General features: G+C 65.4%; 19 protein-coding genes. 6 read left to right on the top strand and 13 right to left on the bottom strand.

Going from position 1 to position 20,300, the window contains the following annotated elements; genetic code table 11:
* Window positions 1-39: 39 nt before the first annotated feature.
* A complete protein-coding gene (locus tag EGJ34_RS08605; RefSeq protein ID WP_260476940.1) occupies window positions 40-906 on the bottom strand; it encodes an MBL fold metallo-hydrolase in 867 nt (288 codons plus the stop codon).
* 476 nt (window positions 907-1,382) lie between these two features.
* Here EGJ34_RS08605 and EGJ34_RS08600 point away from each other — a divergent pair, with 476 nt between their 5' ends.
* The gene (locus EGJ34_RS08600) at window positions 1,383-1,679 is read left to right on the top strand and encodes a hypothetical protein (protein ID WP_125360083.1); all 297 of its coding nucleotides are present in this window, start codon (window positions 1,383-1,385) and stop codon (window positions 1,677-1,679) included.
* Window positions 1,680-1,756: 77 nt separating this feature from the next.
* On the opposite strand, the gene EGJ34_RS08595 is transcribed toward EGJ34_RS08600, so the two are convergent.
* From EGJ34_RS08595 to EGJ34_RS08580, 4 genes are all read right to left on the bottom strand, one after another.
* Window positions 1,757-4,108, bottom strand: a complete 2,352-nt coding sequence (locus EGJ34_RS08595) for a peptidoglycan-binding domain-containing protein (protein ID WP_125360082.1) — start codon at window positions 4,106-4,108, stop codon at window positions 1,757-1,759.
* Between the two features lie 25 nt (window positions 4,109-4,133).
* Window positions 4,134-4,670, bottom strand: a complete 537-nt coding sequence (locus EGJ34_RS08590) for a lysozyme inhibitor LprI family protein (RefSeq protein ID WP_260476939.1) — start codon at window positions 4,668-4,670, stop codon at window positions 4,134-4,136.
* 112 nt (window positions 4,671-4,782) lie between these two features.
* Window positions 4,783-5,925 carry a lysozyme inhibitor LprI family protein gene (locus EGJ34_RS08585; protein WP_221740393.1) on the bottom strand — a complete coding sequence of 381 codons (1,143 nt, stop codon included), beginning with the start codon at window positions 5,923-5,925 and terminating at the stop codon, window positions 4,783-4,785.
* A complete protein-coding gene (locus EGJ34_RS08580; RefSeq protein ID WP_125360080.1) occupies window positions 5,838-6,362 on the bottom strand; it encodes a hypothetical protein in 525 nt (174 codons plus the stop codon). The genes EGJ34_RS08585 and EGJ34_RS08580 overlap by 88 nt, the downstream gene beginning before the upstream one ends.
* Before the next feature lie 289 nt (window positions 6,363-6,651).
* On the opposite strand from EGJ34_RS08580, the gene EGJ34_RS08575 reads away from it, so the two are divergent.
* On the top strand, window positions 6,652-7,608 hold the full coding sequence (locus EGJ34_RS08575; protein WP_125360079.1) for a cation transporter: 957 nt from the start codon (window positions 6,652-6,654) through the stop codon (window positions 7,606-7,608).
* Between the two features lie 140 nt (window positions 7,609-7,748).
* Window positions 7,749-8,186, top strand: coding sequence for a hypothetical protein (locus EGJ34_RS08570; protein ID WP_125360078.1), 438 nt, complete (start codon window positions 7,749-7,751; stop codon window positions 8,184-8,186).
* Window positions 8,187-8,210: 24 nt separating this feature from the next.
* Here EGJ34_RS08570 and EGJ34_RS08565 read toward each other — a convergent pair whose 3' ends face one another.
* Together EGJ34_RS08565 and EGJ34_RS08560 are read right to left on the bottom strand one after the other, a co-directional pair.
* A complete protein-coding gene (locus EGJ34_RS08565) occupies window positions 8,211-8,801 on the bottom strand; it encodes an NUDIX hydrolase (protein WP_125360077.1) in 591 nt (196 codons plus the stop codon).
* Between the two features lie 102 nt (window positions 8,802-8,903).
* A complete protein-coding gene (locus EGJ34_RS08560) occupies window positions 8,904-9,737 on the bottom strand; it encodes an AraC family transcriptional regulator (protein ID WP_125360076.1) in 834 nt (277 codons plus the stop codon).
* A gap of 109 nt (window positions 9,738-9,846) precedes the next feature.
* Between EGJ34_RS08560 and EGJ34_RS08555 the strand changes: the two genes are divergently transcribed.
* Entirely contained in the window at window positions 9,847-10,272 is a 426-nt protein-coding gene (locus tag EGJ34_RS08555) for an organic hydroperoxide resistance protein (protein WP_125360075.1), read from the top strand.
* Between the two features lie 175 nt (window positions 10,273-10,447).
* On the opposite strand, the gene mmsB is transcribed toward EGJ34_RS08555, so the two are convergent.
* The 5 genes from mmsB to EGJ34_RS08530 are packed head-to-tail and all read right to left on the bottom strand — an operon-like array spanning window position 10,448 to window position 15,987.
* A complete protein-coding gene (gene mmsB / locus EGJ34_RS08550) occupies window positions 10,448-11,338 on the bottom strand; it encodes a 3-hydroxyisobutyrate dehydrogenase (RefSeq protein WP_125360074.1) in 891 nt (296 codons plus the stop codon).
* Window positions 11,335-12,510, bottom strand: coding sequence for an enoyl-CoA hydratase/isomerase family protein (locus tag EGJ34_RS08545; RefSeq protein WP_125360073.1), 1,176 nt, complete (start codon window positions 12,508-12,510; stop codon window positions 11,335-11,337). The genes mmsB and EGJ34_RS08545 overlap by 4 nt, the downstream gene beginning before the upstream one ends.
* Entirely contained in the window at window positions 12,507-13,304 is a 798-nt protein-coding gene (locus EGJ34_RS08540; protein ID WP_125360072.1) for an enoyl-CoA hydratase, read from the bottom strand. The genes EGJ34_RS08545 and EGJ34_RS08540 overlap by 4 nt, the downstream gene beginning before the upstream one ends.
* The gene (locus EGJ34_RS08535; protein WP_125360071.1) at window positions 13,301-14,467 is read right to left on the bottom strand and encodes an acyl-CoA dehydrogenase family protein; all 1,167 of its coding nucleotides are present in this window, start codon (window positions 14,465-14,467) and stop codon (window positions 13,301-13,303) included. Before EGJ34_RS08535 ends, EGJ34_RS08540 begins: the two co-directional genes overlap by 4 nt.
* Window positions 14,468-14,481: 14 nt before the next feature.
* Window positions 14,482-15,987 carry a CoA-acylating methylmalonate-semialdehyde dehydrogenase gene (locus EGJ34_RS08530; RefSeq protein ID WP_125360070.1) on the bottom strand — a complete coding sequence of 502 codons (1,506 nt, stop codon included), beginning with the start codon at window positions 15,985-15,987 and terminating at the stop codon, window positions 14,482-14,484.
* Between the two features lie 113 nt (window positions 15,988-16,100).
* Between EGJ34_RS08530 and EGJ34_RS08525 the strand changes: the two genes are divergently transcribed.
* Window positions 16,101-17,471: a short-chain fatty acyl-CoA regulator family protein gene (locus tag EGJ34_RS08525; protein ID WP_125360069.1), complete on the top strand. Its 1,371-nt coding sequence runs from the start codon at window positions 16,101-16,103 to the stop codon at window positions 17,469-17,471.
* 56 nt (window positions 17,472-17,527) lie between these two features.
* Window positions 17,528-18,481 carry a DUF1028 domain-containing protein gene (locus EGJ34_RS08520; RefSeq protein ID WP_125360068.1) on the top strand — a complete coding sequence of 318 codons (954 nt, stop codon included), beginning with the start codon at window positions 17,528-17,530 and terminating at the stop codon, window positions 18,479-18,481.
* A gap of 88 nt (window positions 18,482-18,569) precedes the next feature.
* Here EGJ34_RS08520 and EGJ34_RS08515 read toward each other — a convergent pair.
* A partial coding sequence (locus EGJ34_RS08515; RefSeq protein ID WP_125360067.1) for a patatin-like phospholipase family protein occupies window positions 18,570-20,300 on the bottom strand: 1,731 nt, incomplete at its 5' end.

Here is a 20,300-nt window from a genome sequence, read left to right as displayed (position 1 = left end):
CGACAGGGGCTGCTGTGCGCCCCTGTCGTAGAGGTTGCATCAGAAATCCCAGAACACCGGCACCCAGCGGAAGGTCTCGCCTTCCAGCGACACCCGGCCCACCGACGGGAACGGCAGATGCGTGGCCACCAGCATTTCGCCGGTGCCTGCCAGTTCCTGCAGCAGGGCGATGCGCACACGCGCCGATTCTTCCGGGTCGTGCTCGAAGCCGTTGTGCCAGTTCGGCTGGTCGAAGCCGACCGCGAACACCGCATCACCGGCGAAGGTCAGTGCCTCGCCGTCAGATGCCACCCTCACCACGCAATGGCCCGGGGTATGGCCGCCGGTCCGGCGGGCGGTCACGCCCGGCGCGATCTCCTGCTTGTCCTGGAACGTGTGCACAGAGCCACTGTACTCGGCCCAGAAGTGCCTGGCGGTGGCCCGCAGCGCATCGGGGAAGCCCTGCGGCATGTTGGTGCGGCTGAAATCCGGCGACTTCCAGAACTCCACCTCCGCGGCGGCGACGTGGATCTTCAGGTCCGGCCGCAGCCGTTCCTTCACGCCGTCAACCAGCAGGCCGCCGATGTGGTCCATGTGCATGTGGGTGATTACCACGTCGGTGATGTCAGCCAGGTCGATGCCGGCCGCGCCGAGGCGGCGGATCAGCTGGCCGGCGCGCGGCAACTGCAGGTCCGGATCCATGCCCAGCCCGGCGTCGAGCAGGATGGTGCGGTCGCCGCTGTGCACCACCATTGCATTCAAGGGCCAGTCCAAGGCTTCCTGAGGCAGGTACATCTCCTCCAACCATTCGGCGCGTTCCGACGTGGATGCGTTGTGACCAAGCATCTGCGTGGGCAGCGGCAGAACACCATCGCTGATCACCAGGACTTCGATATCACCCACCTTCAGGGCATAACGTGAGGGCACCAGCTCATCCAGAGCGGGGGCAACGGGCGCGGCGGCAGATTCAAGACTGAAACTGACGAGATCTCCACATGATTTGGCTGGCGGGAAGCGTTGCGGGCTTGCGTGGCACGGCAGGTGCCGTGTGGAGGCAGCTTAGGTAGCGCACGGCAATGGCGGTAGGCGCGTGGGCGGGCACGTTATGTTGCTCTTTGGGAACCAATCCCTGTAGTTCCGAAGGGGTAGCGTCGGTCGACAGACGACGGCCGACAACAGCAATCACTGCTGCAACGCATGGCCTTCGACCGGAGATGCGCTTCTGCGCTGATGTTCACTCGTTACCGTGCCGACCGCCGCTATCGGCCGTCGTCTGTCGACCGACGCTACCAACGCGGGTGGCACGGTGAGCGACCATTCTGCGCCGATTGCGTCATTCGGAATTTCCATGCGGACCGGCGGGCCGGAGAATTGCTTCAGTTTTTGGCGTCAGCTGTGGGCCTATGGGAGAACTGAAGATGCAGGGTGGGTGGACGCAGGATCTGATGATCGAGCGCTTCTGGAGCGCTGCGAACAAGGGTTTGGAGGGTGAGGTGATCAAGAACCACTCCATCGACCCCAAGCTTCTGGCGATTCGGCTGGTCGCTGTGCATGCTGCAGCAGAGCAGCTTGGCGTGGAGCTTCCACCGGTTTATCTGCTGCGGAAGGCGGTACGGCGGTGTCCGCGCTTTCTGCGGATTCGCTGGGTACGTGGACCGAAGGGCACCCGGGCCGTTAGTTGTTGGATTTTCAAGAGGTAGGTTGGGCTACTGGTACAGCATCGGCAGAAGATGCGTCGGCCGGTGGCCCGTTGCACGCCACCGGCCATTTGCAGCGCTTACATCCCGCGCGAGCGGTTCTGTTCCTGCTGCTGGTTCTGTTCCTGCTGCTGCGACTGGCCCTGCGCGTCGGCCTGACGGGTGCTGGCTTCGACGCTCTGCGTGGCGGCTTGGTTGTGATCAACCAGCACACGGCGTGATGCCGGGTCGCCCACAGTGCCCTGCACCGCGATCACGCCGGCCCCGTCCGGACGGGCAACCACGGAGTCGATCTGCTGCATGCCTGCGGCCTTGGTAGACACCACCATCTGGCCAGCCACACGCTCCAGCTGCTCTTTGTCCGCATAAAGCGGCTTCAGACAACCCTGGGCACGCTGCTGCTCCAGGCCCTGCAGCTTATCCACGGCTTGATTGAAGCGCACGTTATCCGCATGTGCGGCATCCCGCATGCTGGGTTCTTTCGGAGTCTGCTGCTTCTCTGCGGTGGCCGCATCCAGCGCACCAAGCGTCTTCTCGCCGGCTTTGCCGTCATCCTTCAGGCCATGGTCGCGCTGGAACTTCTGCACGGCGGCAAGAGTGTCATCACCGAAGTAACCGGTGTTGGACAGCGGCTTGCCGTCCTTGCCCTGGTACCCCAGCCCGGCCAGCTTTTCCTGCATCGCCTTGACGTCATCACCGCGCTCGGCCTTGGTGAGCATGCCGTCGGCCATGGCACCGTGCGACTGACCATCCTTATGCTGCGGCCCCTGCTTGTGCACCTCGCCGCCCAGGGTGATGCGGTCGTTGAGGATGTCGCCCATGTACTTGCGGAACTGATCAGGTTCCAGCTCAATGTGGGCGTGCACCGCACCCGGCTTGATTCCCGCGTCCGATTGCTTGATGAGCGGCGCGCCGTACTCGACGAAATCACCTGTCTTGTAGGGTGTACTTCCGCGCACGCCGTGCAGCACTTGACCCACCAGTTCGCGGTCGGGATGGCCAGCCGGATGGCTGTAGATGCTGATGGAATTCCACTTGTCCTGGTTGACCTGGACGTAGCCCTCAACAGGATTGGGAATCATCACATTGCGGCTGCCGGCCTCATTCGTGAGAATCAGGTCCTTGTGCACCAGCGGAATGCCATTCTTGTCCCCACGCGTGCGGACGGTTTCCAGCTCCCCTTCCACCATCTGAGACGGACGGTCGGCCTTACTGGCGTCGCCGGTTCGGACGGCTTCGCGGTTATCGTTCGGATGGTGAATATGCATTTCGCGGAAGGCGTCCTCACCAGAGGTACCGTGCGGAATTCTGCGATTCGCCTTGCCATCGTCGCTACCCATGGGCTCGATCAGGTGAATGCGCCCGCCACCGGGCGCGGGGGCGGGGGCCGGAGCCTGCTCCTGGGCCGGGGCCGCTTGGTCGCGGGCCGGTGCGGCCGGCTGTGCCGGTGCCTGCTGAGGGGCCTGGCCATTGATTGCGTCGAGGGTGTTCTTGCCGGCCTTGCCGTCCACCGACAGCCCGTGGTCGCGCTGGAACTCGCGCACGGCATGCTCGGTGTTGGGGCCGTAGTGCTTGTCGGCAGTCAGCGGTTGGCCGTCCTTACCGGTGTAGCCCGCCTGGATCAGCTTGTCCTGCAGCGCTCCTACTTCATCACCCCGCTCTCCCGGGGTCAGCATCCCGTCGGCCATCGGCGCAGCGCGGGTGCGGCCACGCGACTGCTGCGGCTCCGGCTCGCCGAAGGCCTGCTGGTAGTCCTTGCCTTGGTACTGCTCCGGGTGCTTGCTGACCTGGTCGTAGCGCGCCAGCCCGACCAACGAGGTCTTCTCGTTGAGCGCGCGGTTGGCCAGCGAATCCCACAGGTCCGGAGACTTGGAGAAGTGGGTCTTCACGTTATCGTGCTTGTAGTCCTGCACCGCACGGACAATCTGCTCGTCGCTGAGGTCGGAGAGCTTGTAGTCCTTACCGTAGGCGGTTTCCAGGCCCTTCTCGAACACCGAGCGGGTAATGCCGCGGTACTGCACCGAGGTGCTCCACAGCGCATCCTGCACCGCCGGGCCGCGATCGGACAGGTCGATGCCGATATCTTTCAGGCGCCCCATCTGCACGTCGTAGTACTTGGTCTGGATGAAGTCGTGCTGGTCCTGCGCGAACTCCTTCGGGTGCTCGGCGGCCACTTCCTTCCAGCGCGCGGTGAACTCAGGCGTGCCGGGCTTCAGGCCAGTAAACTCGCTCTTGTAGCGCGAGGCCGCCACGTATTCGGCGGCACCACCCACGTTGGTAGCGTACTGGTAGCTACCGTACGACACGCCGCCATGATCACCCTTACCAGTGGACACATGACCGGGACCACGACCACCGGTTTCATAATGGGCCGAGGTGGCACCACGGTGCCACTCGTCCATCTTCTGCTTTGCCTGGGTTACAACGTCCATTTCCTACACTCCATTGTGGGATGAATTACTTCGAGGTGAGTGCCTGCAGCGCGTCAGCACGGTTGGCGTAGCGGTTGATGCGGCACGACTGCGCGTCCAGCATCTGGCCTTGGCCGTCTTCGTCCGGGTTCCAGGTGCAGTTATTGTCGGTGTCTTCCAGATAAGCAGCCTGTTCGTCAGCCAGCTTGTCCTTCTCAACGCTATCCGGGCCGTCGGCGATCTTGCGCCACAAGGTCTCCAGGCGCTTCTCCTGCCACGCATATTCCTCGTCCTGGCAGGCTTGGATTTCCGGAGTTACGCCCTCGGTAGCTTTGATGCACTTGGCGTACTCGGGACGCAGGCTGGCCTTGCTATACGATTCGTCCAGCGGTGCGGGTTGCGCGTCATCGGCTGCGTCGGCGGTGGTAACCGCAGCTTCCTGTGAGGTTGTCGGGGTGGCCGGAACTTCCGCCGCCGTCTCAGGGGCGGCAGCCGGCACGTTCGCGGTTTGCGCTTCGGTGCCCGGACCCTGGCATGCTGCCAGCGCCATTACCAATGCAAGTACCGCGAGTGACCGCTTCATCGGCTGAGCGATGCGACGGTGAAGGGGGGTGTTCGTAGTCCGCATTGTCTCTCTCTCCTTTCAGGTGGATGCCTTGCTGGTGACAGCGTGATTCTTGTTTGGAGTCGTTGTTTCAATTCTTCTTCGCGTATACCTTGCCTGCCCTTCGAATCACTCTTTCCAGTGCGTCGGCACGGTTGGCGTGACGGTTGATGCGGCACGACTGCGCATCCAGCATATGACCCTGGCCTTGCGTCCTCCAGTCGTAGCGGCAGTAGAGGTCGGTGTCCCTCATGTAGGCATCCTGCTCATCCATCAGCCTGTCCTTGGCCACGCTGTCCGGCCCTGCAGCGATGACGTCCAGCGCTGCAATCATGCGCTTGCGCTGAAAGACATACTCCTCGTCGCCGCATTCCTGCAGCGACGGGGTCGATCCGTCGCTGGCGCGGATGCACTTGCCATACCGGGGGCGCAGATTGGCGCGGCTGTATGAGCTATCCGGTGCGTAGGGGTTTCCGTCTTCGTCAAGGATCGGCGCTTCCGGATCGACGTCGCCGGTCACAGTAGCCCGCTTCTGCGTGGTCGGCACGGGGGCCCACTCCTGCTCGTCCGCGATTGCCTGTTGCGCCCGACTCTCGGCCATATCAGCCAGCGCGCTCAACGCCGGGACGCGGTTGGCGGTTCGATTGATGCGACATGACTGCGCGTCCAGCATCTGGCCCTGACCGTCTTCTTCTGGATTGAACGCGCAGTGGCGATTGGTGTCGTGCATGTACGCCGCCTGCTCGTCCATCAACGCGTCCTTCTCCTGCCCGTCCGGCAGCGAGATGATCCTGAAGAATTGTTCCTCCAGCTTCCGCTCATGGAATGCCAGTTCTTCGTCGTTGCAGGCATACAGGTCCGGAGTGGTCGCGCCGGCTGCCTCAATGCACCGGTCATACTCCGGGCGGAGGTTTGCCTTGCGGTAGGAGTCGTCGGGTCGGCGCGATGCCAGGTCGTCGTCCGCCGGGGCCGATTCGGCGGCAGCGGGCGCGCTGGCCGATGGCGAAGCGACGGCGGCTGCAGCGGCAGGGGACGAGGCCGCCGGGGACGAGGCGATGGCTGCTTCCGGGGCAGAAGGTTTGCAGGCGGCCAGCGCAAGGCAGAGGGCCAACAACGCAGTTTGAGAGATTCCGTTCCCCATGTTGCTCACTTCCCCTTTGCGTAAGCCTTGTCGGCCATGTCGGCCAATCCTTCGAGCGCGCGCGCGCGATTGGCGTATCGGTTGATGCGGCATGATAGCCCCTCACCTGCCGGACCGCGCTCCTCCACGTTCGTGCAGTTGATTTTGGTGCTTTGCATGTAGACGTGCTGCCAGTTGCCGATTTCGTCCTTGAAGTAGCTGTCCGGACCGGCGTCGATCCGGGCCAGGGCGGCGCGCATGCGCCCGCGCTGGTAGACGAACTCCTGTTCCTGGCACGCCTGCACCTTTGGCATGACGGCGTCACTGGCATTGATACATGCCTTGTACTGCGGACGAAGGTCGGCGATGTTGAAGGAATCGTCCAGGCCCGGGTCCATGTCCTCGTCGCTGATCGTCTCTGCGGCGGGTGCCGAGGACGTCTGCGGAGCGGCAGCGGCAGCATTGGCGGCAACCAGTCCGAGGCAAAATACCAGCACCGCAGCACGGCGCGCGGCGGCGCTCAGCGCCAGATTCGAGGTATTCAAGTTCATGTTCCGCTTCTCCCTGCGTAATGCCTGGCCCTGTCCGGGCGCACGGCGATAGTTGAGCATCCATTCTGCACAGCGGATCGTTACCGCCCGGCGATACGGCTCCTGCGTCCGGCCGGCAACCGTCCCCACGGCTGCGCTGGGGCGATTGTACGGGATGGGCGTCAACTTGATGACGCTGGGCTGACATGCCGGTTGCTCCATCATTCAGATCAGGCACTTACGCGCGATCTTCATGGCCTGTCACGGGAGGTGTGCACAATGAGCCACGCCCATTCCCGCCCCCTGCACCATGCGCAGCACCCGACCGTCCCGCTTCGATCCCACCACCGAACAGGGCGTGCTGAGCCTGTCGATTGCGGCCTCATTTGCGATGGCGGCCGCCGCCGTGGCCTTCGGGCTGCTGGCCAACTCGTCGCTGATCATCTTCGATGGCATCTATGGGCTGATCGACGTGGTGATGACCTGGCTGTCACTGCTGGTGGTGCGGTTGATCAGCCTGTCCACCAATGTGGATGCGCTGCAGTCCCGCTTGAACCAGCGCTTCACCATGGGCTTCTGGCACCTCGAGCCGATCGTGCTGGGGGTCAGCGGCACGCTGATGATCGGCGCGGCGCTGTATGCGGCGGTCAATGCGGTGGACGCGCTGATGTCGGGCGGACGCCATATCGCGCTGGGGCCGGCGATTGTGTTCGCGGTGCTGTCGATCATTGCCGAGAGTGCCCTTGCGATCTTCGTGCGGCGGGCGAACCGGCGCATCGGCTCGGAGTTCGTGGGGCTGGATGCGAAGAACTGGATGGTGGCTGCCGCGATGTCCGGGGCCTACCTGCTGGCCTTTGGCGGTGGATGGCTGCTGCGCGGAACTTCGTGGGCCTGGGTGGTGCCGTATATCGATCCGGCCATTCTGCTGGTGGTGTGCGCGTTCGTGGTGCTGGCCCCGCTGGGCACGGTGCGGCGGGCGCTATCGGACATCCTGCTGATCACGCCGTTGGCCCTGCAGGCGCATGTGGACGAGGTGGCGCGGGCGGTGGTGGCCAAACATGGCTTCATTGAGCACCGCAGCTATGTGGCCAAGGTTGGGCGCGGCGATCAGATCGAGCTGTTCTTTGTGGTGCCGGAGAATGATCCGCCGCGTGCGTTGGTGGAATGGGACCGGCTGCGCGATGAGATCGGTGAGGCGCTGGGGGAGGAATCGCCTGATCGCTGGCTGACGATCATGTTTACGACGGATCGGGAGTGGACCATTTGAGGGTGTGCGCGGGATCGGATCAGGTTTGGGCCTACCCGAATGCAGGACGCAACTTGTTGCATTCGGCATGATGCAAGGCTGCACTAGCTTCGATGTGGCGCAATGAATCCACATCGCGCTTGATCAAGGGAGTGAATGCTATGAGGTTGATCGTCTCAGCAGCACTTGCACTGGTACTGGCAGCCAGCGCCACCAGCGTAGCGGTGGCGAAAGCGCCATCGAGCGCTACCGTCGTCGTCAACCACACCTGGGCAGCGGACCAGGGCGAGGGGCAGAAAGTACTCGCATGGGTCTCGAAGCATGCGCCCCGGTTTCCACCGCTGACCGGCGCAGGCGTGGTGTCCGTGGAGAGGATCCAGCACTTCCCTCTCACCCAGCGAAACACCCCGGCGCCGCCCGGCGGGCTGCCGGACTCAGGCTACCCGGGTGAGGTCTACAGCGTTGAGAACACGCTGCCAGACGGCACGATGCAGTCATGGACATTCCAGTGGACCGAACCTTCCACTGGTCACGGTGGACACTGGGTAATGACCGGCTACGCGTACAAGAAGGGCGACGATCCGCTCAACATCCAGTAGCACGTCAAAGGCTGGGCGCGGCGATCACTCCGATCGCCGCGATTGACCTCCCCACGCGTGGAACGGCTCAGTCATCTCGCTCAGGTAACGTTCGTCTTCCTGACGGATATGGAATGCACCGCCCCAAATGGTTTCGGGGTTCTCCAGCATCTGTCGGTTCAATTGCACCAACGCCTGGGGCGAACGCTGAGAAGCATCGCCCATGGCCGCGATGGCATCCTTCGGTGAGAACCAGCGCAGCTCGTCGAAACCCTGCGGTGCCTTGGGCGCTCCGCCCGCAAGCCGTGCGGAGTAGTGCGATCGCGTGGACATCGCCGGCGTGTAGGTATACCGATAGGTAAAGAGCCCTGCCAGCCGCAGGTCGGTGATCTTGACACCATAGCGCCCCGCCAGCTGATGCAGTCCCTCTGTGAGCGTGACCCGGTCGTCGTAACGCCAGCCCGGCGTGCTCCAGCCCATGAAGTTGCGTTGCAGCAGCACCTGCCCCTGTTCGTTGTAGATGATCAGGTTCTGGGTGGTGTAGTTCGGTTCGCTGACCGGCTCGGCTTCGGCCTGTGCGATGAAGCTGGCTGCCAGCAGTACGGCAGAGAGAAGCGGCCTGTAGGCATGACGCATACGAAGAACGTGCATCGAACGATCTCCCGGAAGGTGGACCTGCCGGGCCATGCTAACGGGGTGATGGCGTCGCCACCCGTGCCCAAAGTCGTGGTCAGTGGATCACGCCGTGCCCGTCACACCCTGCTTCCACTGCCGCGGCGACTGCCCGGTCTGCGCCTTGAACGCGCGCGACAGCGCCGCCTCGCTGCCATAGCCCACATCCATCGCGATGCGCTTGAGCGGCTGCCCTTTGCGCAGCGCCTGCTGCACCAGGCGGGTGCGCCAGCCCTGCAGATAATGGCCGGGCGTGCTGCCAATAGTGTCGCGGAAACTGTCGGCGAAGGCGCTGCGCGACATGCCCGCACGTTGGGCGAGACTTTCCAGCGTCCACTCTTCGGCTGGCGCTTCGTGCATGGCGACAAGTGCGTGGCGCAGGCGGGGATGCGCCATGCCCGCGAGCAGCCCAACGCGCAGCTGGCCGTTCTCCATCAGCACACGCAGCACCTGGATCAGGACGATTTCGAACAGGCGGTCCAGCAGGGCCTGCCGACCGCAGCGCTGGGCAAACGCTTCTTCGAACAGCACCTCCAGAATCGGCGCGCCGCCGTACAGCTCTTTCAGCGGCAGGCAGATCACCGGCGGCAAGGCGTTGACGATGGGGTTGTTGATGCCGCCTTCGAACTGCACGTGGGCGCAAGCGGTTCCCGCGCCGGTGCTGGGGTCTACGACCAGGCGATGTGCGTGCGCGCGGGGATAGAGCAGGATGCTGGGCTGGTCGATGTCCAGCACCGAACCGTCCTGATGCCGCACCTGGATACGCCCGTCGCGGATGAGATGCAGCTGGCCGCGCTCGCCGTCGCCGGGCAGGTCGTTGGTGCCGGTCAGCCCGCCCGTGTGGAAGACCTCGGCACGGACCGCGAAACGGCTGAGCAGGGATTGCAGACGGTCGACCATGGCGGACTCCAGATCAAGTTTTCTGGACGCCATGTTGCCACACGTCCACCCTTTGCGGGCAAAGTACACCTCAACAACGGTTCACCCCTTTACAGCCAGGAGATATCCCATGTCGATTGAAAAGGTTCTGTACACCGCCCAGGCCACCGCAACCGGCGGTCGCGAAGGTCGCGCCGTCTCGTCGGACAACGCGCTGGACGTGCAGCTGTCCACCCCGCGCGAACTGGGCGGTGCCGGCGGCAATGGCACCAACCCGGAACAGCTGTTCGCCGCCGGCTATTCGGCCTGCTTCCTCGGCGCGCTGAAGTTCGTGGCGGGTCAGGCCAAGGTCGCACTGCCGGCCGAGACGCAGATCACGGGCCGCGTGGGTATTGGTCAGATTCCGACCGGCTTCGGTATTGAAGCGGAACTGCAGATCAGCGTGCCGGGCCTGCCGCGTGAGCAGGTGGAAGAGCTGGTGCAGAAGGCGCATATCGTCTGCCCGTACTCGAATGCCACCCGTGGCAACATCGATGTGACGCTGACGATTGTTTGATGCATAAAAATGGGCGGCTGCCTGGCTTCAAGTGCTTGGCAGCCGCCCATCCCACCGCGGTGGATCCCGGGTTGCGGGATGCATTTGGGTTGTTCGTTTCACGACCAACGGTCGTGACCCACCGGTGAGTCGTGCGCCACCGGTGAGTCGTGCGCCACCGGCGTGATGGCGATTGTTATTTTTCGTTGGCGATCAGCTGGACGACGCTGCTGAAGTCGAGCTTGCCGCGGCCGGCCTGGTGGTTCATGGAGTACAGATTGCGGGCCAGTTCGCCGAGCGGGATGGAGGCACCTACGCTCATCGCGGCCTCTACGGCCAGGCCCATGTCCTTGAGCATGAGGTCGCTGCCAAAACCGCCGCTGTAGCCACGCGAGGCGGGCGCATTTTCCAGCACGCCCGGCCACGGGTTGCACACTTCGGTGGCCCAGCTGCGGCCGGTGCTGACCGCCATCATCTGCGAAAGCACCTTCGGGTCCAGGCCGTGGGCGACGCCCAGGGCGATGGACTCACCGGTCACGGCCATGATCACGCCCAGCGCCATGTTGTTGCACAGCTTGGCGACCTGGCCGGCACCGCTGGCACCGACGTGGAAGATGTTCTTGCCCATGGCCTGCAGCAGCGGGCGGGCGCGTTCCAGCGCATCGGCTTCGCCACCGACAATGAAGGTCAGCGTGCCGGCGGCCGCACCGGCAGTGCCGCCGGAGACCGGGGCGTCCAGCATCTGCAGGCCACGTGCGGCGGCGGCTTCGGAGACCTTGCGCGCGGTGGCCGGCGCAATCGTGCTGCAGTCGATCACCAGCGCACCGCCGGGAATGTCGGCCAGCAGGCCGTCTTCGCCGAGGTACACGCCTTCCACATGGCGGCTGGCGGGCAGCATGCTGATCACGACTTCGGCGTCGGTCAGCGTGTCCAGCGCCGAGGTGGCGGCAGTGGCACCGGCGTCGACGGCCGCCTGCACGGCGGCGGGCACCAGGTCGAACACGCGCACGGCATGGCCGGCCTTGGCCAGGTTGGCGGCCATCGGCCCGCCCATGTTGCCCAGCCCAATGAATGCAATACGGCTCATGCAAGGCTCCTTTCAGTAACGGTGGCGCCGAGGTCGGCCAGCGGATGCGTGGCGTCGTCCCACGGCGAAACGAAGAAGGTCTGCGCCCAGGCCGGGGTGGCCTCGGCGAGAGCGGCAGGCTGCCATTTCGGACTGCGGTCCTTGTCGATCAGCAGCGCGCGGATACCCTCGGCGAAGTCGCCATGGGCAGCGCAATGCAGTGCGGCGACGTACTCGAAACGATACACGTCGGCCAGCGAAGCACCTTCGGCGCGCTTCTGCAGTTCCCAGGCCAGGCGTGCCGAACCGGGGGCACCGGCGGCCAGGGTGGCCTGTGCGGTCTGCAACCAAGGATCTTCGGTCCTCAGCGCGCTGATGGCAGCAACGACGTCGGCGACATCGGCACCTTCGCACAGCGCGTCGATGCCGGCCGCGTTGCGCAGCAGCGGCCCGGTGGCGGCATCGCTGGCGTGCTGCTGCAGCAGGGCAGTGAGCTGGGCGTGGTTGCGCTGGGCGTCATCGCTCCAATACACACCGGCCAGCGCCTCGAACACGGTCGGGCGGTCGGCTTCGGCGATGTGGATGTCGGCCAATCCGGCATAGATGGCATCGCCGGCATTAAGGGTGGCACCGGTGAGGGCAAGGAACAGTCCGCCCTTGCCCGGCACACGCGGCAGCAACCAGCTGCCGCCGACATCCGGGAACAGACCGACCGTGATCTCCGGGAACGCCAGCTTGCTGCGCTCGCTGACCACACGGTGGCTGGCACCGGACATCAGGCCGATGCCACCGCCCATGACAATGCCATGTCCCCAGCACAGAATCGGCTTGGGATAGGTGTGGATGGCGTAGTCGACGCGGTATTCGACGTCGAAGAACTCCGCGGCGTAGGCGTTGTCGCGCACGTCGGTGCTGCCGTCGGCGCGATACGCCTGCATGCTCTTGTACAGGCTGTGCAGGTCACCACCGGCACAGAAGGCTTTCTCGCCCGCGCCCTGCAACACCACCAGCGCGATACCGGCATCGTCAGCCCAGGCCTGCAGGCGTTCCAGCAACAGGTGCGCCATCGGCAGCGAGAAACCGTTGAGGGTGCGCGGTGCATTCAACGTGGCGATGCCGATGCGCATGCCATTGGCGGCAGTGCGCTCTTCGAACAGCACCGGGGCCTCGTCCATCGACGGCGTGCTGCTCATGCGTTCTTCCACTGCGGTGCGCGCTTTTCAAGGAAGGCGTTCACGCCTTCGGCCTGGTCGGCGCTGTCAAACAGATCCACGAACGCCTCACGCTCGGCCACCAGTGCAGCGGCGTGCGAACCGGTGCGGGTGAACTGCACCAGGGTCTTGCAGGCGGCGATGCTGGTCGGGCTCTGCTTCTCGGCCTTGTGTGCCCACTCCAGCGCCAGCGCCTTGGCTTCGCCCTTGCCGACCTTTTCTTCGGCCAGGCCGATGCGCAGTGCGGTGTCCGCATCAATGCGCTCGCCCAGCAGGATCATGCGCTTGGCCCAGCCCTCGCCGACCAGGCGGGTCAGGTTCTGGGTGCCACCGGCGCACGGCAGCAGGCCGACGGTGGCCTCCGGCAGCGCCACCTGCGCGTGTTCTTCGATGATACGCAGGTCGCAGGCCAGCGCGCACTCCAGGCCGCCGCCCATGGCGTAGCCATTGATCGCAGCGATGGAGACGCCGCGGAAGCCGGACAGCGCTTCGAAGGCTTCGCCGAAACGGCGTGCGGCTTCGCGTGCGGCAGCCTTGTCGCCGGAGGCGAACTGCTTGAGGTCGGCACCGGCGGAGAAGAATTTCTCACCGCCACCCGTGATCACCAGGGCGTAGATGTCCTTGTCGGCATTCAGCGCGCCGACCAGGTCACGCAGCGCGGACAGGCTGTGCACGGTCCAGGTGTGCGCGGGCGGATTGTCCAGCGTCACGACGGCCACGTGGCCATCGGCCTCGACCTTCAGGCCGGTATGTTCGTGCTTGCGCCAATCCATCATCGCAGTTCCTCTTCGGTGTTGAGCAGGTGGCGGGCCACGATCACACGCATGATCTCGTTGGTGCCCTCCAGAATCTGATGCACGCGGCTGTCGCGCAGCAGGCGTTCAATCGGGTATTCGCGAATGTAACCGTAACCGCCGTGGATCTGCAGGGCTTCGTTGCAGATCTGGAAGCCGGCGTCCGTGGCAAAGCGCTTGGCCATGGCACACCACACGTTGGCGTCGCTGGCACCGGCGTCGAGCTTGCGTGCGGCGCTGTGCACCATCTGGCGTGCGGCAACCAGCTGGGTGACCATGTCGGCGAGCTTGAATTGCAGCGCCTGGAAGTCGGCCAGGGTCTTGCCGAACTGGCGGCGCTCGCCCATGTAGCGACGTGCAGCATCCAGCGCGCCCTGCGCCGCACCCAGCGAGCAGGCGGCGATGTTGATGCGACCGCCGTCCAGGCCCTTCATGGCCAGCTTGAAGCCGCTGCCCTCTTCGCCCAGCAGGTGGTCGACCGGCACGCGTACGTTTTCGAAGGTGATGCCACGGGTGGGCTGGCTGTTCCAGCCCATCTTCTCTTCCTTGCGGCCGAAACTGATGCCCGGCAGATCGGCCGGCACCGCGATGGCGCTGATCCCGCCTGCACCCGCTCCCCCGGTACGTGCCATCACCACCAGCAGTTCGGTGGCACCGGCACCTGAGATGAAGGCCTTGGAGCCGTTCAGCACGAAGTGGTCACCGTCCCTCACAGCGGTGGTCTTCAGCGAAGCGGCGTCCGAGCCCGCGCCGGGTTCGGTCAGGCAGTACGAGGCCAGCCTGGTACCGGCCGACAGGTCGGTGCACCACTGCGCGCGCAGCCCTTCCTGCCCCCAGCGCGCGACCATCCACGAGGCCATGTTGTGGATGCTGATATACGCCGCGGTGGACGGGTCCACGTTGGCGAGCTCCTCGATGACGACGGCGGCGTCCAGACGGCTCAAGCCGCTGCCACCGACCTCGGGGTCCATGTACAGGCCACAGAACCCGAGTTCCCCTGCCTTGGCGATCGCCTCGCGCGGAAAGATGCCCTCCGCATCCCATCGCGCGGCGTGCGGTGCCAGTTCGGCCTGGGCGAAGTCACGCGCCGCCTCCCTATAGGCCTGCTGCGCTTCTTCGAGTTCCGTCGTCATCGAGTGGCTCATGGTGAAACTCCGTATTACTTCAGGCTGATCGTGGTGTTGACGCCGTGACCCAGGGTCTCGTCGTCGAACCAGCGCGACGTGATCGTCTTGGTCTGGGTGTAGAACATCACCACCTGCTTGCCGTACGGGCCCAGGTCCCCCAGCTTGGAGGCGCGCGAACCGGTGAACGAGAACAGCGGCACCGGCACCGGGATCGGCACGTTGATGCCGACCTGGCCGACGTCGATGTCTTCCTGGAACTTGCGTGCGGCCGCACCGGACTGGGTGAACACGGCGGTGCCGTTGCCGTTCGGGTTGGCGTTGATCAGTTCGATGGCATCTTCCAGCGTGTCCACTTCGAGGATGACCAGCACCGGCCCGAAGATTTCCTCGTCATAGATGCGCATGCCCGGCTTAACGCCGGAGAAGATGGTCGGACCGACGAAGTTGCCCTTCTCGAAGCCGTCGACCTGCGGGTTGCGGCCGTCCAGCACCAGCTTTGCGCCCTGCTCCACGCCGGAGGCGATCAGGCCTTCGACGCGCTCACGGGCGGCCCAGGAAATCACCGGACCCACGTCGGTACCGGCGACGGTGCCGGCGCTGACCTTCAGGGTCTTGGCCTTGGCGACCAGATCCGACACCCACTCACGGGCTTCGCCGACCAGCACCAGGGTGGACGCGGCCATGCAGCGCTGGCCGGCGGCACCGAAGGCGGCACCGACCATGGCATTGAGGCTCTGTTCCTTGTTCGCGTCCGGCAGGACCACGGCGTGGTTCTTCGCCCCCATCATGCACTGCACGCGCTTGCCGGCCAGCGAGGCGCGGTTGTACACGTGGGTGCCGACGCGGGTGGAGCCCACGAACGAGACCGCCTTGATGTCCGGGTGGTCGCAGATGGCGTTGACCACTTCTTCGCCACCGTGCACGACGTTGAGCACGCCCTTGGGAATGCCGGCTTCCAGCGCCAGTTCAACCAGGCGCATGGTGACCATCGGGTCCTGTTCGGACGGCTTGAGGATGAAGGTGTTGCCGGTGGCGATGGCCATCGGGAACATCCACAGCGGAATCATCGCCGGGAAATTGAACGGGGTAATGCCGGCGCACACGCCCAGCGGCTGCAGCAGGGTGTAGGTGTCCACGCCGTTGGCCACGTTGTTGGCCAGCTCGCCCAGCTGCAGGTTGCCGATGGCGGCGGCGTGCTCGACCACTTCCAGGCCGCGGAACACATCGCCTTCGGCGTCCGGCAGGGTCTTGCCCTGTTCGGCGCTGAGAATGTGGGCCAGCTCGCTCATGTGTTCGCGGATCAGCTGCTGGTACTTCAGGAAGATGCGGGCACGGGTGCCGATCGGGGTCTTGCGCCAGGTCTTGAAAGCTTCCTTGGCGGCGGCGACGGCGGCGTCCACCTCGCTCACAGTGGCGAACGGCACCTGCGCCAGGACGTCCTGGGTGGCCGGATTGACCACGTTCTGCCAGTTGGAGCTGGCCGATTCGACGAACTGGCCGTCGATCAACATGCGGATACGGGGCGCTGCAACAGTCATGACAATCCCGGCGGATGCGAAAAGGTGATTGGCATTATTCACAGCCCGTTACTCGATTTCCGGGCTGTCTGCGCTTAATCTGGCCAACGCCCGCTACGATTCTTGTGAATTCTGTGAATAGCCAGCCTCCCCTCCGCCAGATCGGCCTGCGCCTGCTCAAGCTGCGCGAGCAGCGCGGCTTCAGCCAGGCCGACCTGGCCCGGGCGCTGGGGCTGTCGGCCAGCTACCTGAACCAGATCGAGCGCAACAAGCGGCCGCTGACGCCGGCGGTGCAGCAGAAGCTGGGCGAGGTGCTGGGCGACGTCGGCGCGCTGTTCGAGGACGACGAGCCGGCGGCGCTGCAGGAGGCGCTGGGACAGACCCTGCGCGATCTAGGCCTGGACACTGTCAGCAGCACCGAACTGCGCGCCATGGCCGGCAACCTGCCGCAGATCAGCCATGCCCTGCTCGACCTGCACCGCCGTCACCTGCTGCTGCGCGAGCACGCGGCGGCACTGGAGTTCCAGCTCGGTGACCCGCCGGCCGGACAGGCGCTGCCGGCCGGTGACCAGGTGCGTGATTTCTTCAACCGAATGCACAACCACATTCCCGAGCTGGACGACCTGGCCGAGCAGCTGTTCGCCGAATGGGGGCTGGTGGCCGGGCACGTCGCGCCGCGCCTGCGCCAGTTGCTGGCCGACCGCCACGGCGTGCTGGTGGAAGTGGCTCCACTGCAGGCCGGGCGCGAGAAGCGGGTGTATGACGGGGGCAGCCGCACGCTGTGGCTGCCTGATTACCTGGAGCCGGGCCAGCAGGCGTTCCAGATGGCGGCCGAGTTGGGGCTGCTCGGCTATGCCGCGCAGATTGATGCGGTGATCGCACGCGCTGGCTTCCGCGAGCCGGAGCAGATCGCACAGGCACGCATCGGCATGAGCAACTACTTCGCCGGTGCACTGGTCATGCCGTATGCGCAGTTCCTGCGTGCGGCCGAGCAGTGCGCGTATGACATCGACGCGCTGGCACACCGTTTCGGTGTGGGCTTCGAAGCGGTGTGCCACCGCCTGAGCACGCTGGCGCGGCGCAGCGCCCCGGGGCTCCCCTTCTTCTTCATTCGCGTGGACCGTGCCGGCAACGTGTCCAAGCGCCATTCGGCGACCGACTTCCACTTCTCGCAGGTGGGTGGCTCATGCCCGCTGTGGATCGTGTACGAAGCCTTCAACCAGCCGGGGCGGGTACTGACCCAGACCGCGCGCATGCCGGATGGCCGTCGCCATTTCTGGCTGGCCAGGCAGGTCAGCAGCGGCCCGATCGGGCATGGGCAGCCACGCAAGACCTTTGCGGTGGCATTGGGCTGCGACCTGCAGCATGCCGAACGGCTGATCTACACGCGCGGGCTGGATATCCAGAGTCCGGGCAACTCGGTGTCGATCGGACCGGGCTGCCGGGTGTGTCCGCGCGAAGACTGCATGCAGCGCGCGTTCGCGCAGCTGCCGGGCCGCGGCTAAACCCTGCTCCCGTAACCCGCATCCAACCGGTTCCAGCCCTGGAAGGAACCGGATCGATGAAATCCCTGTTCGTTGGCGCGGCGCTGCTTCTCAGCATGCATGCACTGCCAGCACACGCCACATTCTCCATCGCGGCCTGCGATGACGACGGCAGCTGCGGAGTGGCCGTGGCAACGCACAATCTGGCGGTGGGTGGGTCGGGCGTGGCCTGGGCGCAGGCTGACGTGGGTGCGGTGGCCAGCCAGTTCGAGACCAACCCGCATTACGGGCCTGAAGGGCTGCGTCTGCTGGCGGCCGGGACATCGCCAGAGCAGGCGCTGAAGCAGCTGCTGGCCGGAGATGGCGGCTACGACGACACCACGGTGGCCGAGCGCCAAGTGGGGCTGGTGGACGCGCGGGGACGACAGGCGCAGTACACCGGGGCGACAGCGCTGGCGTCGACATGGGCTGGGGCGATGGGTGGCCGAGGTTTCAGCGTGCAGGGCAACGGGCTGGCCGGAGCTGCGGTGCTGGATGCGATGCGGGATGCCTATCTGGCAGCGAAGGGTCCGTTGGCCGAACGGCTGCTGCTCGCGCTGGAAGCCGGTGACGCCGCCGGTGGACAACGCAGCGGCCGGATGTCGGCCGCACTGCTGGTACGGACGCCGGAAGGCGACTGGCGCGATACCGATCTTCGCGTGGACAGTGCGGCGCAGCCGATTGCCGGACTGCGGGTGATGCTGGAGCAGCGGCAGGCGCATGCGGTGATGATTCGCGCCGAGCAGCTGTTGCGGCAAGGACGGGAAGTAGACGCGGATGCGGCGCTGGCACAAGCCTTGTCGCTGGCGCATGGGTGGGACCGGATCTGGGCACGTGCCGCGCGGCTGGCGATGGCGCGCGGAGATGCGACGCGGGCGCGGGAGTATCTGGGGGTGTTGTGGTCGATCAATCCGGTGATGGTGAGGATGGAGCTGGAGGGGGACCGGTATGCCGGGTTGAAGGGGGATCCCATAGTCGAGAGATGGCGGTAGCGCGCGACCGTTGGTCGTGCGACGACGCAACGCGGCGCGCGCTTTGCATCACCATCGTTCGTGCCCACCAACGGTGGGCACCTACCGGTCAATAGCTCGGGGTCACCTTCATCTGCGGCAGGGGCCGTGGTGCACCATCGGTCAGATCCGGACCCAGGTCTTCCCACGCTTCCCCCTGCTCCACCATCATCCGCCACAGCTGCTGCGACTCACGCCGCTTCTCTTCCGAGCTGAGCCGGTACGATGGCTCCAACGGCTCGCCGATGGCCACCGTCTCGTAGGCCGGTGCCCATGCCGCCACACGCTGCAGCGGATCATCGGTGCGCGCGATCTCAAGCGTATAGCGCTGATAGGCCGAGGCGAGATTGCGCCAGCGGATCCAGTAGTGATTCGCAAACGAGAAATCACAGAAACGTTCACCCGCCACACTGCCCTTCGCGGCGATGCGGCTGAGCACGGCCTGCGGCATGTCCAGGTTCATGCCGCCTTCGTCACCCTGCAGCGACACGTGCACGATGCGGTCGCGGTAGCCAGGCGCACGCGCCTGCAACACGTCGCGCCAGTTCTGCATGGTGGAAACGATGGAGAACAGGAAGCCACTCATCTCCGCGGCCGCCAGCGGGCGCGCGATGGCGTGGTAGCTGCGCTGCCAGCCGTGCCGGTTCTCGGTGGGCAGGAACACGGCTGCATTGATCGCATCCGGCGAATCCGGCGACAGACGCTTCGGCTCGGCATGGGGTGGGTAGACGAGGTTGATGCCGAAGGTCGGCCAGCGTGGCAGCGCGGCATCGAACAGATGGATCGGAAAGTTGCTGCTGATGCCGCCATCGGAGAACCAGCACACCCGAAATGCGGTGATCACCGGGCCGCAGCCATGGCCTCCGCTGGTGAGGCCTTCCATGCTGTCGGCAACATTGGTGTTGTCGCGGGGCGGTGCCGGATCTGCCACCGGTTCGCAGCGGCGCTCACGGCGGGCCGGCTCATGCAGCGGCACCGCGCTGATCAGCAGCGGAAAGCTCAGGCTCATGCGCGTGGCCACGAGCACCGGCAGGTGTTCGCTTTCCGGCAGCCGGTAGTAGTCGACACCGTCAACGGACTGCGGCGTACCTGCTCGCTCCACCAACCAATGCACCACACTGGCCGGGAACAGCCGTTCAAATTCCTCGCGGCGGAACCAGAACTGCGAGGCGGTGAACGGCAGTGTGCGCGGTTCGGTGTGCGACACGCAGGTGGTGATCATCTGCAGGCTGATTGCATGCGCGCCGACCGGTTCGCCCACATAGCGCGGCGCGTTGTGCAGGTCGCCGAACGTAAGCGGCTGCTCCAATGGCTTGCCGGAAAGCGCCTGCAACTGCGTGTGCAGCCAATCGGTCAGCGCCGGTGCCCCGGAATCAGGTTGGCTGGCACCGGAGCACAGCCCCAGCAGGTTGCGTCGCGCCACACGCGCCACACGCAGCGCCGAGGCCAGCACACCGGCACCGTAGGCGCATAACAGCGAGGGCAGCAGCGTGGCCCACACGCCGGCCATGCCGCCGGCCAGCCAGCCTATGCCAAGCAGGCCCACCAGTGCAGCCAGCAGCTCCAGCGGCGCAATCGCGAACACCGCCGCCAGCAGGCACAGCACCTTGCGCGGCACGCTGGCCTTGCCGGCCAGCATCACCAGCAGGCGATAGGCGGTGCGTGCGCCATATACGGGCTGGAACAGGCTGTAGATGAAACCGCGCCGCGACAGCTGGGTGCTGACGTCGGCCAGACCGGCAAAGCCGGCGTTCGGCCCCAGCGCTTCACCGGCCCTGCAGCGCCGGTCGCCCATCGCGGC

The organism is Stenotrophomonas sp. 278, assembly GCF_003935715.1.
In the GTDB taxonomy this organism is placed as follows: Bacteria; Pseudomonadota; Gammaproteobacteria; order Xanthomonadales; family Xanthomonadaceae; genus Stenotrophomonas; species Stenotrophomonas maltophilia_AH.
This window is presented reverse-complemented; position numbering and strand designations above follow the sequence as displayed.

What these genes read in the sequence shown, in the direction of transcription:
- EGJ34_RS08535 (WP_125360071.1), bottom strand. Translation starts at nt 14,467, where the DNA reads ATGAGCCACTCGATGACGACGGAACTCGAAGAAGCGCAGCAGGCCTAT.
- EGJ34_RS08600 (WP_125360083.1), top strand. Translation starts at nt 1,383, where the DNA reads ATGGGAGAACTGAAGATGCAGGGTGGGTGGACGCAGGATCTGATGATC.
- EGJ34_RS08570 (WP_125360078.1), top strand. Translation starts at nt 7,749, where the DNA reads ATGAGGTTGATCGTCTCAGCAGCACTTGCACTGGTACTGGCAGCCAGC.
- EGJ34_RS08565 (WP_125360077.1), bottom strand. Translation starts at nt 8,801, where the DNA reads ATGCGTCATGCCTACAGGCCGCTTCTCTCTGCCGTACTGCTGGCAGCC.
- EGJ34_RS08545 (WP_125360073.1), bottom strand. Translation starts at nt 12,510, where the DNA reads ATGAGCAGCACGCCGTCGATGGACGAGGCCCCGGTGCTGTTCGAAGAG.
- EGJ34_RS08590 (WP_260476939.1), bottom strand. Translation starts at nt 4,670, where the DNA reads ATGAAGCGGTCACTCGCGGTACTTGCATTGGTAATGGCGCTGGCAGCA.
- EGJ34_RS08540 (WP_125360072.1), bottom strand. Translation starts at nt 13,304, where the DNA reads ATGATGGATTGGCGCAAGCACGAACATACCGGCCTGAAGGTCGAGGCC.
- EGJ34_RS08555 (WP_125360075.1), top strand. Translation starts at nt 9,847, where the DNA reads ATGTCGATTGAAAAGGTTCTGTACACCGCCCAGGCCACCGCAACCGGC.
- EGJ34_RS08585 (WP_221740393.1), bottom strand. Translation starts at nt 5,925, where the DNA reads ATGCCGCATCAACCGATACGCCAATCGCGCGCGCGCGCTCGAAGGATT.
- EGJ34_RS08595 (WP_125360082.1), bottom strand. Translation starts at nt 4,108, where the DNA reads ATGGACGTTGTAACCCAGGCAAAGCAGAAGATGGACGAGTGGCACCGT.
- EGJ34_RS08560 (WP_125360076.1), bottom strand. Translation starts at nt 9,737, where the DNA reads ATGGTCGACCGTCTGCAATCCCTGCTCAGCCGTTTCGCGGTCCGTGCC.
- EGJ34_RS08575 (WP_125360079.1), top strand. Translation starts at nt 6,652, where the DNA reads ATGCGCAGCACCCGACCGTCCCGCTTCGATCCCACCACCGAACAGGGC.
- EGJ34_RS08580 (WP_125360080.1), bottom strand. Translation starts at nt 6,362, where the DNA reads ATGAACTTGAATACCTCGAATCTGGCGCTGAGCGCCGCCGCGCGCCGT.
- mmsB (WP_125360074.1), bottom strand. Translation starts at nt 11,338, where the DNA reads ATGAGCCGTATTGCATTCATTGGGCTGGGCAACATGGGCGGGCCGATG.
- EGJ34_RS08530 (WP_125360070.1), bottom strand. Translation starts at nt 15,987, where the DNA reads ATGACTGTTGCAGCGCCCCGTATCCGCATGTTGATCGACGGCCAGTTC.
- EGJ34_RS08520 (WP_125360068.1), top strand. Translation starts at nt 17,528, where the DNA reads ATGAAATCCCTGTTCGTTGGCGCGGCGCTGCTTCTCAGCATGCATGCA.